A 21,564-nucleotide genomic window follows, 5' to 3' on the forward strand; every position below is an offset into this window, starting at 1 on the left:
GGTAAACAGCAAACTACTATTGGCCAGTTGCAGGCTTTAATCGCCCGCTTGACTGACTAACTAATTAGGTGTGTCCCATCCTGGATTTTGCAGATGTGAAGGTACGTATCTTTCCCCGTTCGGGCTTTATATTGTTTGGTAATCAGATTCTCAAAATCGCCGAGGGCTTCTTCCCGCACTAAATTGATGGTACAGCCGCCAAATCCACCACCCATCATACGGGCACCCAGTACGCCTGGTTGTTGGCGGGCAATTTCCACTAAAATATCTAGTTCCGGGCAACTCACTTCATACCAGTGACTTAAGCCCTCATGTGAGCCATACATCAACTGGCCGAACGTGATAATATCGTCTACTTCGAGCGCAGACACACCGTCCAGCAATCGTTGATTTTCCTGGACAACATAGGCACATCGACGATAAATTAAGGGTTCTGTATCGCGTAGATGCTGGTCCAACATGGGCATTGTTACATCGCGCAGGCTCTTGATTTCGGGGTAAAATGTTTGCAGAAATCGAACTCCTGACTCGCATTGGGCCCGGCGCGTATTGTACTCCGATGTGACTAGAGAGTGTTTCACCCGAGAGTCGCAGAGAACAATACTGATGCCATCCATGCGTAAGGGAGCATACGTGTAGTCGAGCGACCGGCAATCGAGTTTTATAACATGGTCGGCTTTGCCCATCATGCTGGCAAACATATCCATGATGCCCACTTTAGCGCCAACGAACTCATTTTCGGCCCGTTGCGATAATTTCACCATAGCCACCCGCTCGATTCCTAAACTGAACAGTTCGTTCAGGGCGAAACCAACACCATTTTCAAGAGCCGCCGACGAGGACAAACCCGAACCCATTGGAATTGTGCCGCCAAAAACGCAGTTGAAGCCACCTACTTTATGGCCCGCCAACTGAAACTGTGATACAACGCCCAATAGGTAATCGGCCCACGTATGCGTAGGTATCAGGTCGGTCAACGAGCCTTGATAGGTTTTGTTGAGATCGTGTGCTATGAAATGAAGTTCATTGTCTGAGCGTGGCCCTACAACTAAATAGATGGCTTTGTCAATAGCCGCCGGGAGCACAAAACCTTCGTTATAATCGGTATGTTCGCCAATGAGGTTGACACGGCCAGGAGAGCAAATCAGAATCGGGCTGCCAGTCTGCCGGGGCAATGCGGCTGGATTGGCTTCAAATGCCTTTTGGAACGAACTGGTAAGCTGACTAAGTAAGTTCATGTTAGCTTGGGGAATTTAGCGGTCTGATACAGCTAAACGCATAACCCGCTAAACAACGTAACTATCAACTATCCTGCTAAACGAAATCTGGCTGGATAGAAACAAAAAATGGCAAACCAATGTCTCACCGCTACGACCACCTACCCTTGCTTCGGTCAAGACCTGGGGGATTCAGCAGGAGCTGGTAGCACCGATTTGCCGATGTAAAGTTACGTAATTGTTAGCCAAACGACCAAATTTCACCCGTACCTTTATACCCAAATTAAGTAAGTATGAAGCGTTCATTAGGGCTAATTTTAGGTATCGTATTCAGTATCAGTGCGTGTAGTTCGTCGGATAAATACGTTGAGCAGGGTCGGATTTATTTAAAAGAAGGTAAATTTAGAGAGGCAATACAGGTGTTGAACCAAGCTATTGAAGCAAATGATAAGAATGCCGAAGCGTTTAATTCCCGGGGTGTAGCCTATTTTGAATTGAAGGAATATGCAAACGCTACCCTCGACTACGACCAGGCTATTAAACTAAAGCCTGAATTTTACCGGTCTTATTACAACCGAGGCTTATTAAAAGTTGCGCAAAACGACCAGGCTGGAGCCTTAAAAGACTACTCGGACGCTATCCGATTGGTGCCCGACACCAGCCGCAGTATTAGCGCCGAACTTTTTTTGAATCGGGGTCAGCTATTTGCGACGCAGGGGCAGATTCAGCCCGCCCTTACCGATTTTTCGCAGGCTATTTCGCTGAATGCAACTAATTCGCAGGCGTTGTATAACCGGGGAAATCTACGGTTTCAGCAGAAAGATCTTGCCGGGGCTATTACCGATTTTCAACAAGCGGTCCGGTTTGATCCTAAGTTTGGGAAAGCTTTTTATGGATTGGGCATTGCTCAACTAATAAAAAATGAACGTGAAAGCGGCTGTTTGAGTTTAAAACAAGCCCAAACGCTTGGCTATGTCGATGCGGCAAATGCTTTGGCTGAATATTGCCAGTAGTGTTTTGGTTCAGTAATTTCTTTACCAACCATTCTTATTAATACATCTGCTTTATTATACTCAACATGAGAAAGACGTTCTCTATCATCTTTGGCCTGCTGTTTGTTTTATTTGCCGCCTTGCAATATAATGACCCCGATCCTCAGGTTTGGATTCCCATTTACGCTCTGGCTGCCATAGCCTGTTTTATGGCTTACGCGGGCGTAGGACGCTGGTGGTTTTTTGTCGTAATGGCCGTTATGTATGTCGTTGCCGCTGTATATCAATGGCCGCCGGTATTTGAAGGATTCCTGTTTAGCGAAGTAGGCATGCGGAGTATGAATATAGAACTGGCTCGCGAAGCAGGTGGATTAGCGATTTGTGCTGTTGTAATGTCTCTGTTGGCCGTACTTACGCGTCAATCCATACGCCGATGAAACTCATTGAGTGTCCTCGTGATGCGATGCAGGGGCTAGCCCATTTTGTGCCGACAGACCTCAAAATTCGCTATCTGAATGCCTTGTTGCAGGTAGGTTTCGATACGCTCGACTTTGGTAGTTTTGTGTCGCCCAAAGCCATTCCGCAAATGCGTGATACAGCCGATGTACTTGCCGGACTTGATTTATCGACCACGAAAACAAAACTGCTAGCCATTGTCGCAAACCGTCGTGGGGCTGAGGAGGCCGTCATGCACTCACAAATTCAATACGTTGGCTTCCCATTGTCTGTTTCGGAAACGTTTCAGCAACGCAATACCAATAAATCCATTGCACAGGCTTTTGCTGACGTAACTGACATTCAGAGTCTATGTGTTCAGGAAGGAAAAGAAGTAGTCGTTTACTTGTCGATGAGTTTTGGGAATCCTTACGGCGACGCCTATAGTCCCGACCTTGTTGGCGAGTTCACCGAAAAAATAGTTCAAATGGGAATCCGTATTATTGCTCCATCTGACACTGTCGGTTCATCGACACCCGAGGCTATTGAATCTCTCTTTCAGTACCTGATTAGTAAATTTCCACAGGTTGAATTTGGGGCGCACCTACACGCCCGACCGGGTGACGGCCCGGCTAAAGTTCGGGCTGCATTACGGGCGGGTGTCCAACGAATAGACGGTGCATTACGGGGCTTCGGCGGGTGCCCGATGGCGTCTGATGACCTTACGGGCAACCTACCTACAGAAGAAATTATTCAAACGATAACCAATGAAGGAATTACGCTGCCGATTGATCAGGAAGCGCTTCAAAAAGCCCTAACGTTGTCAGCAGGAGTATTCTAAGTAATGCGGACGGTCCGCCGTTGCGGTGGAAACCCGTGTAGTCGAAGGTGTGTAGGTGATTAAACGTTTAGGTTTCGGCTGTGCGGCCTTCCGATCACAGTACGCTCTACATAAACATCACCTGAATTTCTTCTTTAACAGCTTTGAGTGCGTCATAGGTAGGCTGCTTGTCTTTCTGGATAATCCGCTCGAAAATTCGTTTGGAAAGTTCGAGGGCAGGTGCGTCGGGGCGTGTATCGCCCGATGCCTGATTGACAAGGGTCATCACGTCGTTCATCGCAGCCTGAATCTGATCCCAGGTAGCCTGACTCATATATACTTGCTGCGACAGGTTATGAGTGTATTCATCCCGAATCTCCTGCAGGAGCCGTTGCTGAAATTCCAGTACCGTTGTTGAACTGCCGCTCAGCCGCAACAATAAGTTATTGGGACTAATACGTTCTAGAAATAAGACCATTCGCTCGTAGGCTTGCAAGCGTATCGGTACAACGGTATCAGTATAGCGGTTTTTAACGTCGAATTTATGACGGTCGGCTTCACGCTCCAATAATAGTTTGACGGTCAGGTACATCCCATATAATACTAAGCTAGCTGGTACGATCAACTTCAGGAAATCGCTCAATAGGTCCATAAAAAGGAAAACGTTGTTTAACTGGAAAACGGTAATTTTACGGTAACCTGCTAACAATTGCTAAAAGATTTATTGATAACGGGCTCCCGTTTACTGCTAATTGACATGCTTGATAATCCTGTTATAGTTCGGCCCGAAGCACGTCAACAGATTCTGGAAACGTTGCAGGCCAATAAAATTCCCGGCGAATATGGTTTACGTGTTGGCGTTAAGGGTGGAGGTTGCGGCTCATCGTGGCTGTTGGGCTTCGATCTGCCGGGACCTACCGACGAAGTGTATAACGTTGAAGGGGTGCTGGTCATTATTGATCGTAAGCATTTGCTCTATGTATTAGGCGCCGAAATTGGGTATGAGCCAGGTGGGTTTACGGTCGAAAAAGGTTGAATAATAATTAGTTAGCCGGGTACGATAAGGAGGCTTGGGAAGTCTATTCATGGATAACTGTCTACAAATAAGTATTCTATGAATTCTGGCATGATTTTAGGACTGTTTTCGCTAAAGACAATACCTCCTGTTTGTGAAGCGCTTTGAAGAACATATTTTTTTATTGTTAGCCGTATTGGCCGTGGCCTTGTCGGTCGTGTGCTTCTTACTGTTGGAGCAAAATGCGCCTGGGGCTACCGATGAGCAATATTTAAGTTCTGTGCAGCAGCGCGTAAAAGAGGAACTACAGGTTAGTGCCGTTGAACTGGACAGTGTAACAGCCTTGCTCAAACGCAAATCAACCCCCACATTTGCTGACCTGAGTATACCCACGAAATATCCTTATTTCGTGTTTCGTAATAAGAAATTAGTTTACTGGTCCGATCATCGATTTATACCGGACTTTGCCCGACTTACCCCTGTAACAACGCCTAAACTGGTTGATTTTGACAAAGAACGTTACATTGTCAGCCACAAGCGGATCGCTGATTGGGCCGATGAACTGGATGTGTTCTCACTCATAAATGTTTACCAGTATTACCACAGCAGTAATGCGTACTTGCAATCCGGCTATAGCCCTAATTTATTCGCGCTCGACCCCGTATCGGTTTCGGATCAGCGGCTAAATGCATTTCAGGCTATTTATGATAACAAATCGGCCTTTTTGTTTTCGGTGGTACCACCGAAAGTAGACGCTTATCGCAATCATTCTACGCCCGTTAATACCGTTATCCTGGCAACACTGGGTGTGATTTTTCTGGGTCTGTATATTCTTCAACTGATGGTTCGGTTGAAACGAAAACGAAAGTACGAAGTCGGGTTTGTCTGGCTGGCGGCTTACCTGCTCTTATTACGGATGGTGATGCTCTATTTTGGCGTACCGTTTCTGTTCGTTGAGCTAGACTTGTTCAATCCCAAATTTTATGCGTCTTCGGTATTGGTACCGTCGCTGGGCGATTTGTTGCTAAATGCACTTGTTGTTACCATACTAGCCTTTTACTGGGTCAGGCATTACTACCGGTCGCATACATATGCCTTTCTTTTACACCTGCCCAACTGGCTGAAAATGCTTATTTCGGTAGGCTGTGTAATCGTTAGCTACGGCGTGTTTACGCTGTGCTATATCGAACTCAATAATATTTACGAAAAATCTCAATTTACCCTTGACATCACCCTTAATATCCGTTTCTCGTTTCTGAAAATTATCTGTCTGGTCGTTTTTATTACCGTTTCTTTCATCTACTTTTTAGTCACGCACATGCTGGCGAGTTTGTTCTTACGCTACAATCGGATCAAGCACATTGGCATAGGCGTGTTGTTGATTATAGCTGGCTCACTCATCAGTTGTGGGCTTTGGTTTGTAATGGACTGGCCGTTGGAGAGTGTATTTCTGCTCAATGGAATTTACTTCCTGCTCATTTATGTAAGTCAATTCACGAAAACGCTCTACGCATTTCGGTACAAAACATCAATCTATCTGTTCTTAGCCGCTTTTGTTTGTGCCGTTATGACCTCCTATGTGGTTTATAACCAGGAAATTAAGAAACAATTGATTCATGAGCAGGAGTTTGCCACTCAGCTACTGGCCGAAAACGATGAGTTTGGTGAATTTTTGATGAGTAAGGCGCAGGAGTCTATCCGTAGCGATGCCGACATTGGCCGGGTATTACAAACCGATACGCTACTGGTGCGAGAGCGTATTCAGCAACGGGTTAAAAGCCTGCATTTAGACAAATATTTCGACAAGTATGACATTGAGGTATTTTCGTTCCGGGCCAACGGACATCCCCTCGATAATAGCCCAAATGCTGTTTCGTTAGCCGCCTTAACGAGCCGTTACAAGCAGGCTAATTACCAAACCGAATATCCCGGCGTTTATTTTATTAACGAAGTCGGTAATCAGTTTGTAAAACAGTATTTATGCTTCGTCTCTATCCCACAGTCAGGGTCTTTGTCGCCTTCTGCCCGACCCCAAGTAAGTTTTTCTAACGACGCAGTAGGCTATGTGGTGCTCGATCTTCGGCTACGTAATGAACGACCTAAAAGTGTATATCCTGAATTGCTGGTCGACACTAAGTTTACTCAGAATTCTGATACACAGGCCTACAGTTATGCTTTCTTTAGTGGCCCGCATGCCGATAAGCATTCAGTAGGTCAGCCGCAAAAACATCAGCTGCTTTACAGCACAGGCAGCTACAATTACGACCGAAAACTCGACCTCCTGTTGTTGGATAACCCAGCTCTGTTTGCTAATGGTCTATCAACCAATGGCTACCAGCACATTGCCAAGCGTGGACAAGATGGCCGAATCGTTGTGGTATCGTCGGCAGAGTACCCGTTTGGGAATATATTTTCCAATTTCTCGTTTCTGTATCTGTTGTTGGTCCTGACAGTAATCGTTGTAATTCTTGGATACGCTATTAATTACGGGTTCTCACAGTTTAGCATTAACTATTCGACCCGGATTCAGATTCTGCTGAATGTTGCTTTTTTTCTGCCCCTGCTATTTGTGATTGTTATTATTGTGAATGTTATCAGTTCAAATTACATCACAAATCAGGAAAGCACGTACATCAGTAATACGCGCAATATTGCCGCTAATTTTCTAACCTATTTAGATGAACACTTACACGCCCAAAAGCGAAGTAAAGCCTCTATGGAGGAAGAGCTAAGCAAAATTGCCCGTGACGCAGATATAGACATCAATTTATTTGACACCCAGGGGCGGCTCTATACGTCAACGCGCCCGTTGATTTATGAAAGTGGCTATCTCTCCAAATACATTAATCCAGAAGCGTTCATTCACATCATTGAGGACAAAGAGAATGAACGATTGCTAAACGAATCGTTGGGTAGCAAGCAATATCGAACGGCCTACGCTGGCATTAAATCATACGATGGGCGACTGCTGGGTGTGTTGAGCATTCCCTATTTTTATGCCCGCCCTGAACTTGACCGGCAAATTATTGAGGTAATCGCATCGGCACTGAGCATCTTTACCGCCCTGTTTCTATTTTTCCTGATTTTATCTTACTTCGCATCGCATGTGTTGACAAAACCGCTGCGGTTACTGACACAAAAGATCAGGAAAACAAATCTCGAACTTCCCAACGACCCGTTGCCCTGGCAATCTGACGACGAAATTGGCCTGCTTATTCGGGAATATAATCGAATGCTGGTCAAATTAGAAGAGAGCAAACAGGCGCTGGCACAGACTGAAAAGCAATCGGCCTGGCGAGAAATGGCCAAGCAGGTAGCACACGAAATTAAGAATCCACTTACACCGATGAAACTGACGCTGCAACACCTACAGCGAACGTTTCCTAATACGAGCGAATCATCGGCGGGCGCAAATGACCCCGCTCGCCGGATTATTTTACGGACATTCGATTCACTTTTAGACCAGATTGATAACCTCAGCGACATTGCTACGTCTTTTTCTGAGTTCGCGAAGATGCCATTGCCCAAAAAGGAAGTTTTTGAGGTAACGGGCGTGTTTAACAAAACGGTCGATCTATATGCCGATGATAAACGTATTTCGCTTCACCGTCAAATAACAGAAGGACCTGTTATGGCTATCGGCGACCGGCAACTTATTGGCCGGATTCTGACCAACTTGCTCATCAATGCGATTCAGTCGGTGCCGCCGGGTCGAAAACCCGTAATTGACATAAAGCTCTACACCAATGCCGACAATGTGCAAATCGAAATTCATGACAATGGAGCAGGCATACCTGAAGCGATCAGAAGTAAAGTTTTCCTGCCGAATTTCAGCACAAAGCGGGGCGGCTCAGGACTAGGGCTGGCCATTGCCAAGCGGGGCGTTGAACACGCCGGAGGCACTATCTGGTTTGAGACAACGGAAGACGTCGGCTCGTCGTTTTTTGTATCGCTCCCGTTAGCAGGCGTTCCGGGGCCGTTGGTGGGTGAGTCGGTTAATTATTAATGGAGGACAGGGGTATTCCTCCGGCAATAAACTTAAGAAGAGAGGCTTAGTCAAGAGTAACATGTTTCCAATTCTCACCCGACCGGATACGATTAAGCTGCGTATGAGTGATACCAAACTGCTTCGCAATCATTTTTAGTCGATTTTTGTCATTGAGTAGCAGTTTTTTAATGATTCTGACTTTGGTTTCGGTAAGTTTATAGTTACGGGTTTGTCGAGGCAACTGGCGATTTTTAAGACTGGGGTTATTTCGATTATGCTCAATCATCTCATCTTTCGTCGCCCACCGCAAATTTTGAAAATAGTTACCCTGCTTGTCGTAATCAAGGTGAATGACGAAAGTTTGATCAGGTTGATCGCGTTTAACGAACTGCTCAGCTACTAATTTATGCACATAGCGGTTCAACGTTTTACCTCCCGAACGAATATTTAGCGATCGGTATCCCTGAATAATTGAGCCTTTTATGAATTTGCTGGTAGGCTGGCTGACACTAATACCAGAACGTGTTGCTGACGCAGACTGAAAACTACGTAACCGGCCGTAATTCGAAACCTCGTAGTGAGGTGGATTTTCAACACCCTCAAACAAGATTTGTACCCACTTCTCATTCCAGAAACTTTGGCTTTCTTTGACGTTCATGAACGAAGCAAATTTTGTGCGTAGCTACTTCTAATAAATATTATTTACTTAATAAAAATACGGTATATTAAGTCAAAAGAAATGAAACGTAAGGCACAACAGATTGAGTATCAATAATCCTGCATCTTTCTTCTTTTACATTCGTATTAATGGAATCTTAACAAGAATAAGCAAAAATGGTTATCTATTTTTTATAGTACATTAACTTTCAAGAGAATTTTTTCCAAAAATCAATGTACTCTTGTATCACACTATACTGATGTAACTATTATCACAACAGAGTTGAAAAGACATTTTTAGGACAACGGTCATGCAATCTGAAACCGCTTATGGTCCGTATTGGTTAAGGTTATAACGAAGTGCAGATTTAATTAGTAGTTATATTTATCAATATAATGAATACAAACGTAAAAAGGACCGTAATTGTTGGAGCGACTGAAAAGTCAGGTCGTTACGCTAATTTGGCAGCGTATAGCCTACTCCGTCATGGGCACGATATTGAACTGATTGGCTTGAAAGAAGGGCAAATTGAGGGTCACTTGATCCATACGGGACATCCTGCTTTGGCCGATATAGACACGGTGACTATGTACGTTGGACCGCAGAATCAGCCACCTTTATACGACTATATCAAAAGCTTGAAGCCACGCCGGGTCATTTTTAATCCCGGTGCCGAAAATCCAGAATTCGAGCGCCAGCTACAGGCTGAAGGCATTGAGCCAATCGAAGGGTGTACGTTGGTAATGTTATCTGTAGGAACATATTAACAGTTGTAGAGCCGCCATACAGTGCGGCTCTACAACTGTTACCACTTGATTAAAGCTGATGCCCAGGTGAAACCGCTACCGAAGGCAGCCAGACAAACCAGATCGCCCGGTTTTATACGTCCTTGTTCATACGCTTCAGTGAGGGCAATTGGAATAGAAGCCGCTGTGGTGTTGCCATACTGTTGAATATTGTTGAACACCTTTTCGTCGGGCAGATTCATCTGTTGTTGCACATAACTCGAAATGCGGATATTAGCCTGGTGCGGCACCAATAGCGTAAGATCGTCGGGCTGGTAACCGTTAGCAGTTAAGCTTTCATTGATAACCTCCATGAATCGCACGACAGCGTGTTTAAATACCGCGTTTCCGTTCATGGTTACGTTATAACTGCTTTCTTCGGCATTCGCATCGGCAACCCAATGCCCTTTACGGCTGCTGCCTGGGTCACGGATGTACAACTCTTCCGCATAACGACCGTCTGCGTGGAGGTGTGTAGATAGCACCCGGTGTTCAGGGTCGGTGGTGGCCTGTAGGACAGCCGCTCCCGCGCCGTCGCCAAAAATAACGGCAACGCTCCGGCCTTCGTTGCTTTTGTTGAGTAATGACGACTGTATCTCCGAACCAACCACCAAAATGGTTTTGTACATCCCGGTCTTTATAAACTGGTCGGCAATTGAGATCGCATAAACAAAGCCGGAACATTGGTTACGGATATCGATAACGCCAATCCCGTCTAAGCCTAACTCACGCTGCATTAGAAAAGCCGAACCGGGGAAATAATAATCCGGCGTAATGGTAGCATAAACGATGAGGTCAACATCGGATGGCTCCAGCCCAGCGCGGTCGAGGGCCATCCGCGAAGCTGCCGTAGCCATACTAGCGTTGGTATCTTTGCCATACGTAAAATAGCGCCGTTGCTTAATACCCGTTCGCTCCTGAATCCAGGCGTCGGACGTGTCCATATACTGGGTTAGATCATCATTTGTGACGATATTATCCGGCACATAAAAACCTAACCCTTTAATACTCGAGTAAACCGTATTCATTCGTTGATGGTAAAATAGTCCTCAAAAATAGCACTTTTGTGGTGAGTGTTCCTCTCCAAATCGATTGTGCTATCAATGTCGGATAAAGACGCCGGTCGTAGTCAGGCCGCGTGCACCTCGAATGAATACTCTTCCATAATTAGATTGGCCAGCAGTTGGCGACAGGCAGAATCCACTGTTACGCGGGCCTGATCTTCGGTTTCAGCCTCTACTTCAAGGCGAATGTGCTTGCCAATACGGACGTTATCGATACTGTCCATCTGGAGATTATGAAGTCCCAGCTTAACGGCTTTACCCTGCGGGTCCAGAATTTCCGAGCGGGTCATGATGTTGATTTCGGCGATGTATTTCATTACTTAAAAAGTGAAAGAGTGTGAGGGCGAAAGACAAGCGAGTTGATTTACTGTTCGCTCTGTACCGACGACCCGGTTTTATTTCGCACCGGCGACCCGATTTTGCTCCTTGGTAAAAAGTGAAACAAGAATGTAAAGTAAAATAATCAATGGAATGGCTGCGTAGTGCAAAAATAGCAAGAGCAACACGGAAGCTATCAGAAAACTGAATTTAATCCGGTTTTCGGTCCAGCCGAAAGATTTGAATTTTAGGGCAAAGAGCGGCAATTCAGACACGAGCATAAACGAAAACGCAATCATCATACCCAGAGCTATGTCGTTCTTCCAAATCGCGTCGTACTGTGGCTGATAGCGTTCCATAAGGGGAAAAGCCCCGATAAGCATAGCGTTGGCCGGAACGGGCAAGCCAATGAATGACTCAGATTGACGCGTATCTATGTTGAAATTTGCCAGCCTCAAGGCCGATAGAACCGCAATTAAAAATGCCCCGTACGAAATCGAACCTAATTCCTGAAACCAGCAAAGCTGAAAGACAATTGTAGCAGGAAGTACCCCAAACGTCACAACGTCGGCCAGTGAGTCCAGTTCTTTGCCGAATGGACCCGAAATGTTGACCAGTCGGGCTACAAAGCCATCGCCGAAATCAAGAACAGCTGCCACACCAATTAACCAGGAGGCTATTTCCAGATGACCGCGCAGGGCCATCACCATGCCAATACAGCCACACAGCAAATTGCCGCAGGTCATAGCGTTGGGAAGGTGTTTGAGTAGATTCATATAAGTATGAACGGACGTATCATCCGTTTGGCCATCGGCATTACTAAGAAAGTTGGCGTGTTAGCCAAACAGACCGGAATCGCACCAGCGACTGGTCCGTTTTTACATCTTCACAAATGGATTCGTTCGTTTTTCCTGACCGATGGTTGTTGGTTCCATGTGGCCGGGATAAACAGTATAATCGTCGGGTAATGTAAAAAACTGTGTTTGGATGCTATTAATGAGATCGGCATGATTGCAATATGGGAAATCTGTGCGGCCTACGCTCCCCCGAAAAAGCACATCTCCGCCAATCACGTAGCGTTCAGCGTGGTTCACAAAGGCTACATGCCCCGGTGCATGTCCCGGTACAAAGATGACATCTAAAACAGTGTTGCCAAACCGGAACTGATCGCCTTCTTTTAGAAATTCATCAATGGAAGAGTGTTCATACCCTCGCAATCCATAAAGAGCGCAACGAGTTGGTACATCATTATAGATAACCATATCCGATTCATGTAGATAAGCTTTAACGTTAATTTTTCGCTTCACATAAGCAACACCAAACACATGATCGAGATGGGAGTGCGTTAAAAGCAAATACTTGACCTTAAGCTTATTGCTGTCAATGAATTTTCCTAATGCTTCTTTTTCGGCCTGTTGATAACAGCCTGGGTCAATGATAACAGCCTCGCCAGTTGCATCGTCGGCAATGACGTAGGTGTTTTCCTGAAATGGAGAAAACTCGAAGGTTTGAATCATAAAAGAGTCGTTAGTGGTTAGTTTCTTCTAGTCACTAACTACTGATTTGTCACAAAAGTAAAAACACCGTTGGTTTTTTACGCAAATCGGGCACTTGTGTTTTCCATTCTCGGATAGTCAGTGTGCGAACGAAGGCATCGGGCGCCGTTAAATTACAGGCTACGCACAGGCGGGTATTGCTCTGGCAATTAGCTAGCGCATCGGCAAAAAGCGCATCATTACGGTACGGCGTTTCCATGAAAATCTGGGTTTGCTGTCGCTGCTGAGCTTCCTGTTCGAGAAAGCGCAAGGCCCGGGCCCGTTCCTGCCGCTCGATGGGTAAGTAGCCGTGAAAGACAAACGATTGCCCGCTCATACCCGATGCCATAAGCGCCAGCAAAATAGACGATGGGCCAACCAGTGGCTCCACGCGCCAGCCGAGTGTATGGGCCATGCCAACCACTACAGCACCAGGGTCGGCAACACCGGGGCAACCCGCTTCAGACATTACAGCCGCATTGCGTTTGCGTTCAGTTAACTCCTGAATCTGACGACGCGTGTCGGCTGGCGGAGTGTCTTTGTCAAGGTCGAAAAACGTGGTTTCGTCAATAACACGGCTTGTTTTCAGGCTACTGATAAGCCGACGAGCTGTGCGGACATTTTCGATAAAATAAGCATCCGTTTTTTCGATAATGTCCCGAACATAAGGCAGAAGCACTAATTCAGCCGTATCGTCGGCGAGTGGAGTAGGAATGAGGTATAGAGTTGGCATTTTTTGTCATGTTAGCCTATACGCCGGTGCGGAAGAAAGGACTTTCGCCGGGCAGTGCTGTAATTGAAAATAGAATTTACGTATCCGAAGTGTGCTTCCACTCTGGCGGTCTAGCTCCGTTATCGCGTCGCCGTTGCGACATGACAAAGTTAACCTTGAATAAACTTCATCAATACCTCAACGAATTCCACTGGTTTTTCGGCTTGCACCCAGTGGCCTGCGCCCTGAATAATTTCGATTTGAGCGTTCGGGAAAATACGTTTGATGCCTGGAATATCTTCATCCAGAATATAGGGCGACTCACTACCCCGTATAAACAACGTTGGATCGGTTACAATGTGGGGATTGGTCAACTCTTCGCCAACGGTATGTAGTTCGCGTTCAATAATGGGTAGGTTTATTCGCCAATCGAACACACCCTGTTCCGTTCGGTATAGGTTCTTAAGCAGAAACTGTCGTACGGGCAGCGAGGGCTCATACTGTTGTAAAATGGCATCGGCCTCATTGCGTCCTTTGATGCCCAAGAGGTCAATCGCTTTTAACCCGCGTATAAGGTCAGCGTGGTGAATGGGATAGAATTTGGGCGCAATGTCTACCACAACAAGTTTCGAAAACCTGGGGGGCGGTCCGTCGTTACGGTAGGTCATTACATACTGCATTACGGTTTTGCCGCCCATCGAATGACCAACCAGAATAGGGTTTTCGAGACCCTGATCAATCAAAAACTCGCGCAGGTCAGCCGCCATACTTTGGTAATCCTGCTCATCGGCACGAGGGGATTGGCCATGATTTCGCTGGTCGAGGGCAAACACACGGTAACCTCGTGCGGCAATAGTTTTACTAATCGTTAACCAGTTATCGGATGAACCAAAAATGCCATGCAAAATGACAATTGCCGGTCCAGTCTCGCCAGTCTGGCGGAAGAATAATTTCATAAACGTAAACGCAGAAGTTGTGCAAAGGTCGCCAAAATGCTTCGCGTTCTTCGCACAACCTTCTGCATCTCACCTTTTAATTTACATAAATTACTTTTTCCCGTTGCTCAACCAACTCGCCGAAGGCTTGCAGATCGAAACCATTTTCGTGGGCTACGCGCTCAAATTCAGCCGTGCTTCCCGGTTCAACAGCAATCAACAAGCCGCCTGATGTCTGTGGATCAGCCAAAATATATTTCTGTATCTCCGTTAACTCGCTGATTTTGTAACCGTAACTTTCCCAGTTACGGACGGTACCTCCCGGGAAACTTTTTTGTGCCAGATATTCCTCAATCACCGGCAATGTAGGAACAGCGTCAAACGTAAGTAGTGCACTTAGACCAGATCCTTCGGCCATTTCGGTGAGGTGACCCAGCAATCCGAAGCCCGTGACGTCGGTCAAGGCTTTCACATACGGTAATTTCCCCAGAACGGCCCCGAAACTGTTGAGTTTTGCCATTTGCGCTGGAGCAATATCCGCGTGTTCAGGCTTTAGGATACCTTTTTTCTGGGCTGTTGTTAAGATGCCTACGCCGAGCGGTTTAGTCAGATATAATCGGCATCCGGCGGTGGCCGTGTTGTTTTGTTTGAGGTACTCAAGCCGGACTCTCCCCGTAACGGCCAGCCCAAAAATGGGTTCGGGCGAGTCGATGCTATGCCCTCCGGCGAGAGGGATTCCCGCTTCCCGGCAAATAGCTCGGGACCCTTCAAGTACTTGGCTGGCTACTTCGGGCGGTATTTTGTCCAACGGCCAGCCCAAAATAGCAATAGCCATAATCGGTTCGCCCCCCATTGCGTAGATATCGCTGATGGCATTGGCCGATGCGATACGCCCAAAATCAAAAGCGTCGTCTACAATGGGCATAAAAAAATCGGTGGTACTGATGATTGCCTCACCATTGCCGAGATCGAGCACGGCAGCATCATCACGAGAGTCATTACCGACGAGCAAATTTGCGTAGTACGGCTGAACCGAAGTCTGATTACTATGCAGAATCCGATCCAGAATCTTAGGCGAAATTTTACAGCCGCAGCCTGCTCCGTGGCTGTATTGAGTGAGTTTAAAGACAGGCGTTTCTATTGGCGTCATAACGAGACAAAACTAAGATAGAAATGATGGACGGAAGCACGTAATCGTCCCTATAGGTACATCTCCATTGGCCGAATGGTTCTTTAAGTATCCAAAGCTATTTAAGTGGTAATGTGGACTTAACAATATGGTAATAGGCCATTATAGAACGTATCCAGTTTGAAATAGACTTATTTGTAGAATTTCGTCTATAGACTTCTATATATTGGTACTTTATTAAGAAGATCTACTTTACAGCTCAAAAAAATAGAGCATATTTGTCTTTAATTGAGAACACATCTGATAGGATTACGTCTCAGTAATATAACCAAACAAACACTTCTATGTATAAAAAACTACTGCAATTTCGAATGGCTTTTATGCTGGTCGGCAGTATTCTATTGGCCGTGCTCGGTGGCAGCACAGCCATGGCGCAGGTAACAACTGCAGTTATTGATGGTCTTGTAACCGACGATAAGGGTGCGGTTTTACCGGGTGCTACGGTTGTAGCTGTTCACACGCCATCAGGTAGCCGTTACGGTACAACGTCTAACGCATCTGGTCGCTATACGCTTCCGGGTGTTCGTGTTGGTGGACCCTTTACAGTAACGGCCACGTTTGTTGGTTTTAAGGATCAGGTGGTAGGCGAAGTCTTTACAAACCTGGGTACCTCTGCCGATGTAAGCTTTAAGATGGCTGACAACAGCAATGTGTTATCGGAAGTAGTCGTCTCGGGTAACCAAGGTGGAATTATTAGTTCTAACCGAACTGGTGCTGCTACTTCGTATGGTCGTGCAACGATCAATACAATTCCAACCATTGGTCGTACGATTGCCGATATTACTAAGTATAACGCTTATGGTAATGGGCAGTCGTTTGGTGGTCAGGACAGTCGCTTTAATAACATTACCATTGACGGTGCCGTTTTTAATAATGGTTTTGGTTTAGGATCATCTGCTCAAGCGGGTGGTCGGACAGGTACAACGGCCGTTTCATTAGACGCTCTTGATGAAATTCAGGTTAACGTAGCGCCTTATGACGTTCGTCAGACCGGTTTTTCGGGAGCAGGCATCAATGCTGTAACGCGTTCAGGAACGAACGATTTTTCGGGCTCTGCTTATTATCTTTTCCAAAACAGCAGTTTAGCTGGGAAAAAAGCTGACGGTAGAGATCTGGCACCCGTGACTATTGATAAAAAGACATCCGGCTTTCGCCTAGGTGGTCCAATTATTAAAAACAAATTATTCTTCTTTGTCAACGTAGAGCAATTTAAGAGCAGCGTACCTGCACTGGATTTTGTTGCCGATCGTGGAACCGGAACCGCTGGTAACGTATCTCGTGTAACAGCGGCTGATCTGGAAGACTTGAGTTCGTTCATGAAAACGAACTTCAATCGTGATCTTGGAGCCATTGATAACTTCAACAATCAGGTGAAAAGTACAAAGGGTTTGATTCGTTTAGATTGGAACATTAACGACAATAACAAATTGTCTGTGCGTTATTCTCACCACGATTCTAAGTCAGATCAGGCAATTAGCAACAGTAATAGTAGCAACACGGCTGGTAATGGTAACCGTACCGGTTATGCCTCTTCGGGTTATGCCGGTAATTTGGCTCTTTCCCCTCAAAATACAGGCTATCAAATCGCCGATAACACCCGGTCTATTGCTGCTGAATTAAACTCTACGTTTGGTGGAAAATTTGCTAACAAACTGGTTGCTACCTATAACAAGCAGATTGAAGATCGTACGTATCTGACTGGTGTCTTTCCAACAATTGATATTCTGAAGGATGGCACTACTTATACATCTATTGGTTTCGATCCGTTCACGCCGAACAACAAACTGAATTATTCAACACTGAATGTTACGGACAACTTCAGTTACTTTGCTGGTAAGCACACGCTTACATTTGGATTATCGTATGAAAAATATACGTCAAATAACGTATTTTTTCCAGCATCGAACGGTGTATATGTGTACAACTCAATTGCCGACTTCAAAACAGCGGCCCTTGCGTCTATAAATAACCCGACTGCTACTACTTCGCCAGTTTCATTGGCCCGTTATAACTTGCGTTACTCGTTGGTACCAGGTGGTGCTGAACCATTACAGACGTTGCACAGAACCACATATAGTGCTTATGTGCAAGACGAATTTCAGATTAATCCGACCTTCAAACTGACGGCTGGTATTCGGGCCGATATTTTCGCTTATGATAATTCGACTGCCGCTGCTTTTACTAACCCGAGAGTATCTAGTCTTGTATATAAAGACGAAAATGGAGCTGATTATAAGCTTAATACCGGTGCTTTCCCAAAAGCTCGTCTGCTGATTTCTCCCCGTGTTGGTTTTAACTGGGATGTAAAAGGTGATAGAAAAACTCAAATTCGGGGTGGTAGCGGTTTGTTCGTATCGCGTATTCCAGAAGTACTGGTTTCTAACCAATTGGGTAACAATGGTGTAAATACGGGCGTCCTTAACTTCCAGAATACGACAGCCTATCCGTTTGTAACTGATCCAAGCTTGCTTCCAGCCGCTGTACGGCCTAACCCAACCAATACTGATGTTTCAAGTTTAACTGGATATGCGGTTAATGCAACCGATCCTAACTTGAAATACCCTATCGTTTGGAAAACGAACATTGCTATCGACCAGCGCTTACCCTGGGGCTTAATCGGAACATTGGAGGTAATCTATAATAAGACACTTCAAGGTCTCCGTTATATTGATGCCAACCTGAAAGGAGCAACCAGCCAACTATCAGGTCCTGACACACGAAGCCGTTTTCCTGCTTTAGGCGTAACAGGTACTGCTGCTATCAACACAGCTCGATATATTAATTACCCATATAACACAAACGCATTTGTCCTGAAAAATACAACCGAGGGTAATGCATATACCTTTACAGCTAAACTTGAGAAACCATCCAATAGAGGTTTTGGTGGTATGGTAGCCTATACCTATGGCCGGGCCCGGGATTTAATGTCAGTAGGTAGTACAGTAGTTGGTAATACTCCAACTGTTGCTGGTCAAAATTATTTGACTCTGTCGTATGGCGATAATGACTTGCGTCATCGGATTATTGGTTACATCAATTATCGCATCAATTACGGTGGCAAATTTGGTGGTTCTACAACGTTTACGCTTGGTGGTACGTCAACCAGCGGTTACAAACAGTCATACATTTATGGTAGTGATCTGAACGGCGATGGTCAGACGAATGATCTACTTTACGTTCCTAAGACGGCATCTGAACTGACATTTGCCGCTCTCACAGTAGGTACTGGAGCCGCAGCGGTAACGTATTCGCCTGAACAACAACAGGCTGCTTTTGATGCTTATATTAACGGCAACGACTATTTGAAAACTCGTCGTGGTCAATATGCCGAACGGAATGGTGGATTTGCTCCATGGTTAAGCCGTTTTGATTTCTCGGCCATTCAGGAGTTTTATATCAAAGTAGGTTCCAAAGACACGAGACACTCGATTCAGTTCCGGGCCGATATTCTTAATGTTGGTAATCTTCTTAACAACAAATGGGGTGTGGGCTGGATTCCAACGACTGCTAACCCATTGGCCATTGCCAGCATTAATGCTACTACGGGTTTGCCAACGTATCGGCTTGCTACGCAGTCCTTAAATGGCAGCACGATTCTCTTGAAAGATTCATTTGTTAAGAGCGTAACGATTGATAACGTTTGGCAGGCGCAGCTTGGCGTTCGTTACTCTTTCTAACTACTTGTTGATTGAATAACCGTAAATCCCCCGCCACAGTCAATGTGACGGGGGATTTTTGTTGAACTAGATTTACGCTATGAAAACAACATTCTTCTTTTTACTGATGTCTCTTCTATCAAATGAGGGGATGGCACAGAGGCTGAACCGGTTTCACGATAGTCAGACAAGTGATGCCTTTTTTCAATACAAAGCGGACCGCAAACGACCGCTTATTTTGGCGCATCGGGGTGGGCCAGGGTCTACAGATACTGAAAACTCAATAATGACTTTCGATAAAACGGCGAAGGCGCTTCCTGATGCTATTATCGAGATGGACGTGCGCTTGACGCGTGATAGCAGCCTCATCCTGCTACATGATGCAACGTTAGATCGGGAATCTGATGATAAGGGGCCCGTAACAGAACGAACTCTGGCTGAATTGAAAAAGATCAGACTCAAAACTCTGGCCGGTGATTTGACTGATCAGTCGATGCCAACCTTTACAGACATACTAACGTGGAATAAGAACCGATATATGTTAGCTTTAGATGTAAAGCCAGGAACGGACCCACTTCGGGTAATGAAGGAAGTTGAGAAGCACCAAGCTGTGTATTCTGTTTTCGTCATTTGTTATTCGCCGGCAGAAGCGCAACGAGTGCGCGACCGTTACCCCTCGCTTTGGCTAGCGATTGGGATTAACGGTATGGCTGATCTGGAGAGATTAGAAAATAATCCGCTACTGTCGGGACGGCTAATCGCGCTGACTCCGCAGAAAATTCAGCCGGTCTCATTTTATGAACGCCTGCATAAACTGGGAATCCCTGCTTCTGTTGGTACCTATGGGGCTGGTCAATTAGATGAAAAACCAATGGCCGAGGTTGGTGCTGGTTACCGGGATTTATTCCGGCAGGGTGGTGATATAATCACTACAGATCGCCCACGTGATGTATCTGCTTTATTTTAACTTATCTGTTTTTGCATGAAATTTTCCCGGCTATTAGTTCTCGGCGCAGAACTATTGTTGTCCATTGCTACGGTAGCACAGCAAATAGGGAAACCGCTGGCCGTTTGGCAGACTGGTCAACTTGATATTCACCATATTAATACGGGTCAGGGTAATGCTACCTTTATCGTTTTTCCAGATGGTACAAACCTGTTAATTGACGCCGGGGCGATTAATACGATTGACTGGCGAACGAATAAGCCACGAAATATCCCAGTCAAGCCTGGTAATGACCGACAGGCAGGCGAATGGATTGCTCGTTATGTGCGCAATGCGTTACGGTTTCAAGCTGATCCGGTCATCAATTACGCCATCATTACGCATTTTCATGATGATCATATGGGTTCACCGCTAAACGTAATCAAGCGAGGGGCAGGGGGATATGTACTAACGGGGATTACAGAGGTAGGTGAACACATTCCTATTCGTAAGGTAATAGATCGTGGATGGCCAGATTACGCCTATCCACGGTCATTTGCCAGTGATTCGATGGTAGTCAATTATCATCGGTTTCTGGATTGGCAAATCAACCATAAAGGATTGATTGTAGAGCAATTTCAGGCTGGACGAAATGACCAAATTGCTTCAGTTAAGCAGCCTGAACTCCGCAAAAAATATCCGTTTGAAGTCAGAAATCTAGCGGTTAATGGTCAAATCTGGACGGGCGATGGAAGCAAAACCCGACCCCTTTTTCCCGACCTAACTTCCTTACCCGCTACAGAGTACCCTAACGAAAACATGTGTAGCATCGCGCTCCAAATTCGTTACGGTAACTTTGATTACTTTTCGGGGGGCGATATTCAGGGAGTACTTCAGTTTGGATCACCTGTCTGGCATGATGTTGAAACTCCATTAGCGAAGGTAGTTGGGCCAGTAGATGTCCAATTGCTTGATCATCATGGTTATGCAGATTCGCAAAATGGCGCACTTCTAGCGAGCTTGCGGCCGCGCGTCTTCGTGATTCCGGCCTGGGCATCCTCGCACCCAGGGCGTGATGTACTCGAACGTATCTTTTCTGAAAAGACATATACCGGCGAGCGCGATGTCTTTGCTACTAACCTACTTGAAGAGTCTAAATTAGCTATTGGTGACTTGCTGCCTCGGCTAAAAAGCCAGTCAGGTCATGTTGTCGTACGAGTTGAGAATGGCGGAAAATCGTATCGCGTACTGGTTTTAGACGATAACGATGAGTTATTTAGCGTGAAGGCAATACATGGGCCTTATCAGGCTCAATAGAAC

General features: G+C 45.8%; 19 protein-coding genes. 9 read left to right on the top strand and 10 right to left on the bottom strand.

The genetic code is table 11. The features are described from left to right. Positions 1 to 56 precede the first annotated feature (56 nt). The gene (galK, locus tag ACFS25_RS06875) at positions 57 to 1,238 is read right to left on the bottom strand and encodes a galactokinase (protein WP_381497915.1); all 1,182 of its coding nucleotides are present in this window, start codon (positions 1,236 to 1,238) and stop codon (positions 57 to 59) included. 272 nt (positions 1,239 to 1,510) lie between these two features. On the opposite strand from galK, the gene ACFS25_RS06880 reads away from it, so the two are divergent. The 3 genes from ACFS25_RS06880 to ACFS25_RS06890 all read left to right on the top strand — a co-directional run bounded on the left by ACFS25_RS06880 (position 1,511) and on the right by ACFS25_RS06890 (position 3,485). Beyond that, positions 1,511 to 2,230: a tetratricopeptide repeat protein gene (locus ACFS25_RS06880; protein ID WP_381497916.1), complete on the top strand. Its 720-nt coding sequence runs from the start codon at positions 1,511 to 1,513 to the stop codon at positions 2,228 to 2,230. 65 nt (positions 2,231 to 2,295) lie between these two features. Continuing rightward, complete coding sequence (locus ACFS25_RS06885) at positions 2,296 to 2,646, top strand: transmembrane 220 family protein (RefSeq protein WP_381497917.1); 351 nt, start codon at positions 2,296 to 2,298, stop codon at positions 2,644 to 2,646. Next, complete coding sequence (locus tag ACFS25_RS06890; protein ID WP_381497918.1) at positions 2,643 to 3,485, top strand: hydroxymethylglutaryl-CoA lyase; 843 nt, start codon at positions 2,643 to 2,645, stop codon at positions 3,483 to 3,485. Before ACFS25_RS06885 ends, ACFS25_RS06890 begins: the two co-directional genes overlap by 4 nt. A 106-nt stretch (positions 3,486 to 3,591) precedes the next feature. Here the strand turns inward: ACFS25_RS06890 and ACFS25_RS06895 are convergent, their stop codons facing one another. Further along, positions 3,592 to 4,116, bottom strand: a complete 525-nt coding sequence (locus tag ACFS25_RS06895; RefSeq protein WP_381497919.1) for a DUF7935 family protein — start codon at positions 4,114 to 4,116, stop codon at positions 3,592 to 3,594. A 105-nt stretch (positions 4,117 to 4,221) separates the two neighbouring features. On the opposite strand from ACFS25_RS06895, the gene ACFS25_RS06900 reads away from it, so the two are divergent. Then, positions 4,222 to 4,500 carry a HesB/IscA family protein gene (locus tag ACFS25_RS06900; RefSeq protein WP_381497920.1) on the top strand — a complete coding sequence of 93 codons (279 nt, stop codon included), beginning with the start codon at positions 4,222 to 4,224 and terminating at the stop codon, positions 4,498 to 4,500. Positions 4,501 to 4,633: 133 nt separating this feature from the next. Further along, entirely contained in the window at positions 4,634 to 8,485 is a 3,852-nt protein-coding gene (locus ACFS25_RS06905; protein ID WP_381497921.1) for a sensor histidine kinase, read from the top strand. A 46-nt stretch (positions 8,486 to 8,531) separates the two neighbouring features. Here the strand turns inward: ACFS25_RS06905 and ACFS25_RS06910 are convergent, their stop codons facing one another. Continuing rightward, entirely contained in the window at positions 8,532 to 9,125 is a 594-nt protein-coding gene (locus tag ACFS25_RS06910; RefSeq protein WP_381497922.1) for an NUMOD4 domain-containing protein, read from the bottom strand. Between the two features lie 395 nt (positions 9,126 to 9,520). Here ACFS25_RS06910 and ACFS25_RS06915 point away from each other — a divergent pair, with 395 nt between their 5' ends. Then, positions 9,521 to 9,892 (top strand): CoA-binding protein, encoded by a 372-nt coding sequence (locus tag ACFS25_RS06915; protein ID WP_381497923.1) that lies wholly within the window; start codon positions 9,521 to 9,523, stop codon positions 9,890 to 9,892. 38 nt (positions 9,893 to 9,930) lie between these two features. On the opposite strand, the gene ACFS25_RS06920 is transcribed toward ACFS25_RS06915, so the two are convergent. From ACFS25_RS06920 to selD, 7 genes are all read right to left on the bottom strand, one after another. After that, entirely contained in the window at positions 9,931 to 10,938 is a 1,008-nt protein-coding gene (locus ACFS25_RS06920; protein WP_381497924.1) for a 3-oxoacyl-ACP synthase III family protein, read from the bottom strand. A gap of 101 nt (positions 10,939 to 11,039) precedes the next feature. Further along, positions 11,040 to 11,291 carry a phosphoribosylformylglycinamidine synthase subunit PurS gene (gene purS / locus ACFS25_RS06925; protein WP_381497925.1) on the bottom strand — a complete coding sequence of 84 codons (252 nt, stop codon included), beginning with the start codon at positions 11,289 to 11,291 and terminating at the stop codon, positions 11,040 to 11,042. 78 nt (positions 11,292 to 11,369) lie between these two features. After that, positions 11,370 to 12,068 carry a CDP-diacylglycerol--serine O-phosphatidyltransferase gene (gene pssA / locus ACFS25_RS06930; RefSeq protein WP_381497926.1) on the bottom strand — a complete coding sequence of 233 codons (699 nt, stop codon included), beginning with the start codon at positions 12,066 to 12,068 and terminating at the stop codon, positions 11,370 to 11,372. Positions 12,069 to 12,170: 102 nt separating this feature from the next. Continuing rightward, positions 12,171 to 12,809 (bottom strand): MBL fold metallo-hydrolase, encoded by a 639-nt coding sequence (locus tag ACFS25_RS06935; protein ID WP_381497927.1) that lies wholly within the window; start codon positions 12,807 to 12,809, stop codon positions 12,171 to 12,173. Positions 12,810 to 12,858: 49 nt separating this feature from the next. Next, positions 12,859 to 13,560 carry an SAM-dependent methyltransferase gene (locus ACFS25_RS06940; RefSeq protein WP_381497929.1) on the bottom strand — a complete coding sequence of 234 codons (702 nt, stop codon included), beginning with the start codon at positions 13,558 to 13,560 and terminating at the stop codon, positions 12,859 to 12,861. Between the two features lie 149 nt (positions 13,561 to 13,709). Beyond that, on the bottom strand, positions 13,710 to 14,495 hold the full coding sequence (locus ACFS25_RS06945; RefSeq protein WP_381497930.1) for an alpha/beta fold hydrolase: 786 nt from the start codon (positions 14,493 to 14,495) through the stop codon (positions 13,710 to 13,712). Positions 14,496 to 14,571: 76 nt separating this feature from the next. Then, positions 14,572 to 15,624 (bottom strand): selenide, water dikinase SelD, encoded by a 1,053-nt coding sequence (gene selD / locus ACFS25_RS06950; protein ID WP_381497932.1) that lies wholly within the window; start codon positions 15,622 to 15,624, stop codon positions 14,572 to 14,574. A gap of 323 nt (positions 15,625 to 15,947) precedes the next feature. Between selD and ACFS25_RS06955 the strand changes: the two genes are divergently transcribed. From ACFS25_RS06955 to ACFS25_RS06965, 3 genes are all read left to right on the top strand, one after another. After that, positions 15,948 to 19,340: a TonB-dependent receptor gene (locus ACFS25_RS06955; protein WP_381497934.1), complete on the top strand. Its 3,393-nt coding sequence runs from the start codon at positions 15,948 to 15,950 to the stop codon at positions 19,338 to 19,340. Between the two features lie 79 nt (positions 19,341 to 19,419). Next, positions 19,420 to 20,286 (top strand): glycerophosphodiester phosphodiesterase family protein, encoded by an 867-nt coding sequence (locus ACFS25_RS06960; protein ID WP_381497936.1) that lies wholly within the window; start codon positions 19,420 to 19,422, stop codon positions 20,284 to 20,286. Between the two features lie 15 nt (positions 20,287 to 20,301). Next, positions 20,302 to 21,561 (top strand): ComEC/Rec2 family competence protein, encoded by a 1,260-nt coding sequence (locus ACFS25_RS06965; RefSeq protein ID WP_381497938.1) that lies wholly within the window; start codon positions 20,302 to 20,304, stop codon positions 21,559 to 21,561. Positions 21,562 to 21,564: the final 3 nt, after the last annotated feature.

Origin of the sequence: Spirosoma flavum (assembly GCF_042686045.1) — a bacterium.
GTDB classification, from domain to species: Bacteria; Bacteroidota; Bacteroidia; order Cytophagales; family Spirosomataceae; genus Spirosoma; species Spirosoma flavum.

What these genes read in the sequence shown, in the direction of transcription:
- galK (WP_381497915.1), bottom strand. Translation starts at nt 1,238, where the DNA reads ATGAACTTACTTAGTCAGCTTACCAGTTCGTTCCAAAAGGCATTTGAA.
- ACFS25_RS06880 (WP_381497916.1), top strand. Translation starts at nt 1,511, where the DNA reads ATGAAGCGTTCATTAGGGCTAATTTTAGGTATCGTATTCAGTATCAGT.
- ACFS25_RS06885 (WP_381497917.1), top strand. Translation starts at nt 2,296, where the DNA reads ATGAGAAAGACGTTCTCTATCATCTTTGGCCTGCTGTTTGTTTTATTT.
- ACFS25_RS06890 (WP_381497918.1), top strand. Translation starts at nt 2,643, where the DNA reads ATGAAACTCATTGAGTGTCCTCGTGATGCGATGCAGGGGCTAGCCCAT.
- ACFS25_RS06895 (WP_381497919.1), bottom strand. Translation starts at nt 4,116, where the DNA reads ATGGACCTATTGAGCGATTTCCTGAAGTTGATCGTACCAGCTAGCTTA.
- ACFS25_RS06900 (WP_381497920.1), top strand. Translation starts at nt 4,222, where the DNA reads ATGCTTGATAATCCTGTTATAGTTCGGCCCGAAGCACGTCAACAGATT.
- ACFS25_RS06910 (WP_381497922.1), bottom strand. Translation starts at nt 9,125, where the DNA reads ATGAACGTCAAAGAAAGCCAAAGTTTCTGGAATGAGAAGTGGGTACAA.
- ACFS25_RS06915 (WP_381497923.1), top strand. Translation starts at nt 9,521, where the DNA reads ATGAATACAAACGTAAAAAGGACCGTAATTGTTGGAGCGACTGAAAAG.
- ACFS25_RS06920 (WP_381497924.1), bottom strand. Translation starts at nt 10,938, where the DNA reads ATGAATACGGTTTACTCGAGTATTAAAGGGTTAGGTTTTTATGTGCCG.
- purS (WP_381497925.1), bottom strand. Translation starts at nt 11,291, where the DNA reads ATGAAATACATCGCCGAAATCAACATCATGACCCGCTCGGAAATTCTG.
- pssA (WP_381497926.1), bottom strand. Translation starts at nt 12,068, where the DNA reads ATGAATCTACTCAAACACCTTCCCAACGCTATGACCTGCGGCAATTTG.
- ACFS25_RS06935 (WP_381497927.1), bottom strand. Translation starts at nt 12,809, where the DNA reads ATGATTCAAACCTTCGAGTTTTCTCCATTTCAGGAAAACACCTACGTC.
- ACFS25_RS06940 (WP_381497929.1), bottom strand. Translation starts at nt 13,560, where the DNA reads ATGCCAACTCTATACCTCATTCCTACTCCACTCGCCGACGATACGGCT.
- ACFS25_RS06945 (WP_381497930.1), bottom strand. Translation starts at nt 14,495, where the DNA reads ATGAAATTATTCTTCCGCCAGACTGGCGAGACTGGACCGGCAATTGTC.
- selD (WP_381497932.1), bottom strand. Translation starts at nt 15,624, where the DNA reads ATGACGCCAATAGAAACGCCTGTCTTTAAACTCACTCAATACAGCCAC.
- ACFS25_RS06955 (WP_381497934.1), top strand. Translation starts at nt 15,948, where the DNA reads ATGTATAAAAAACTACTGCAATTTCGAATGGCTTTTATGCTGGTCGGC.
- ACFS25_RS06960 (WP_381497936.1), top strand. Translation starts at nt 19,420, where the DNA reads ATGAAAACAACATTCTTCTTTTTACTGATGTCTCTTCTATCAAATGAG.
- ACFS25_RS06965 (WP_381497938.1), top strand. Translation starts at nt 20,302, where the DNA reads ATGAAATTTTCCCGGCTATTAGTTCTCGGCGCAGAACTATTGTTGTCC.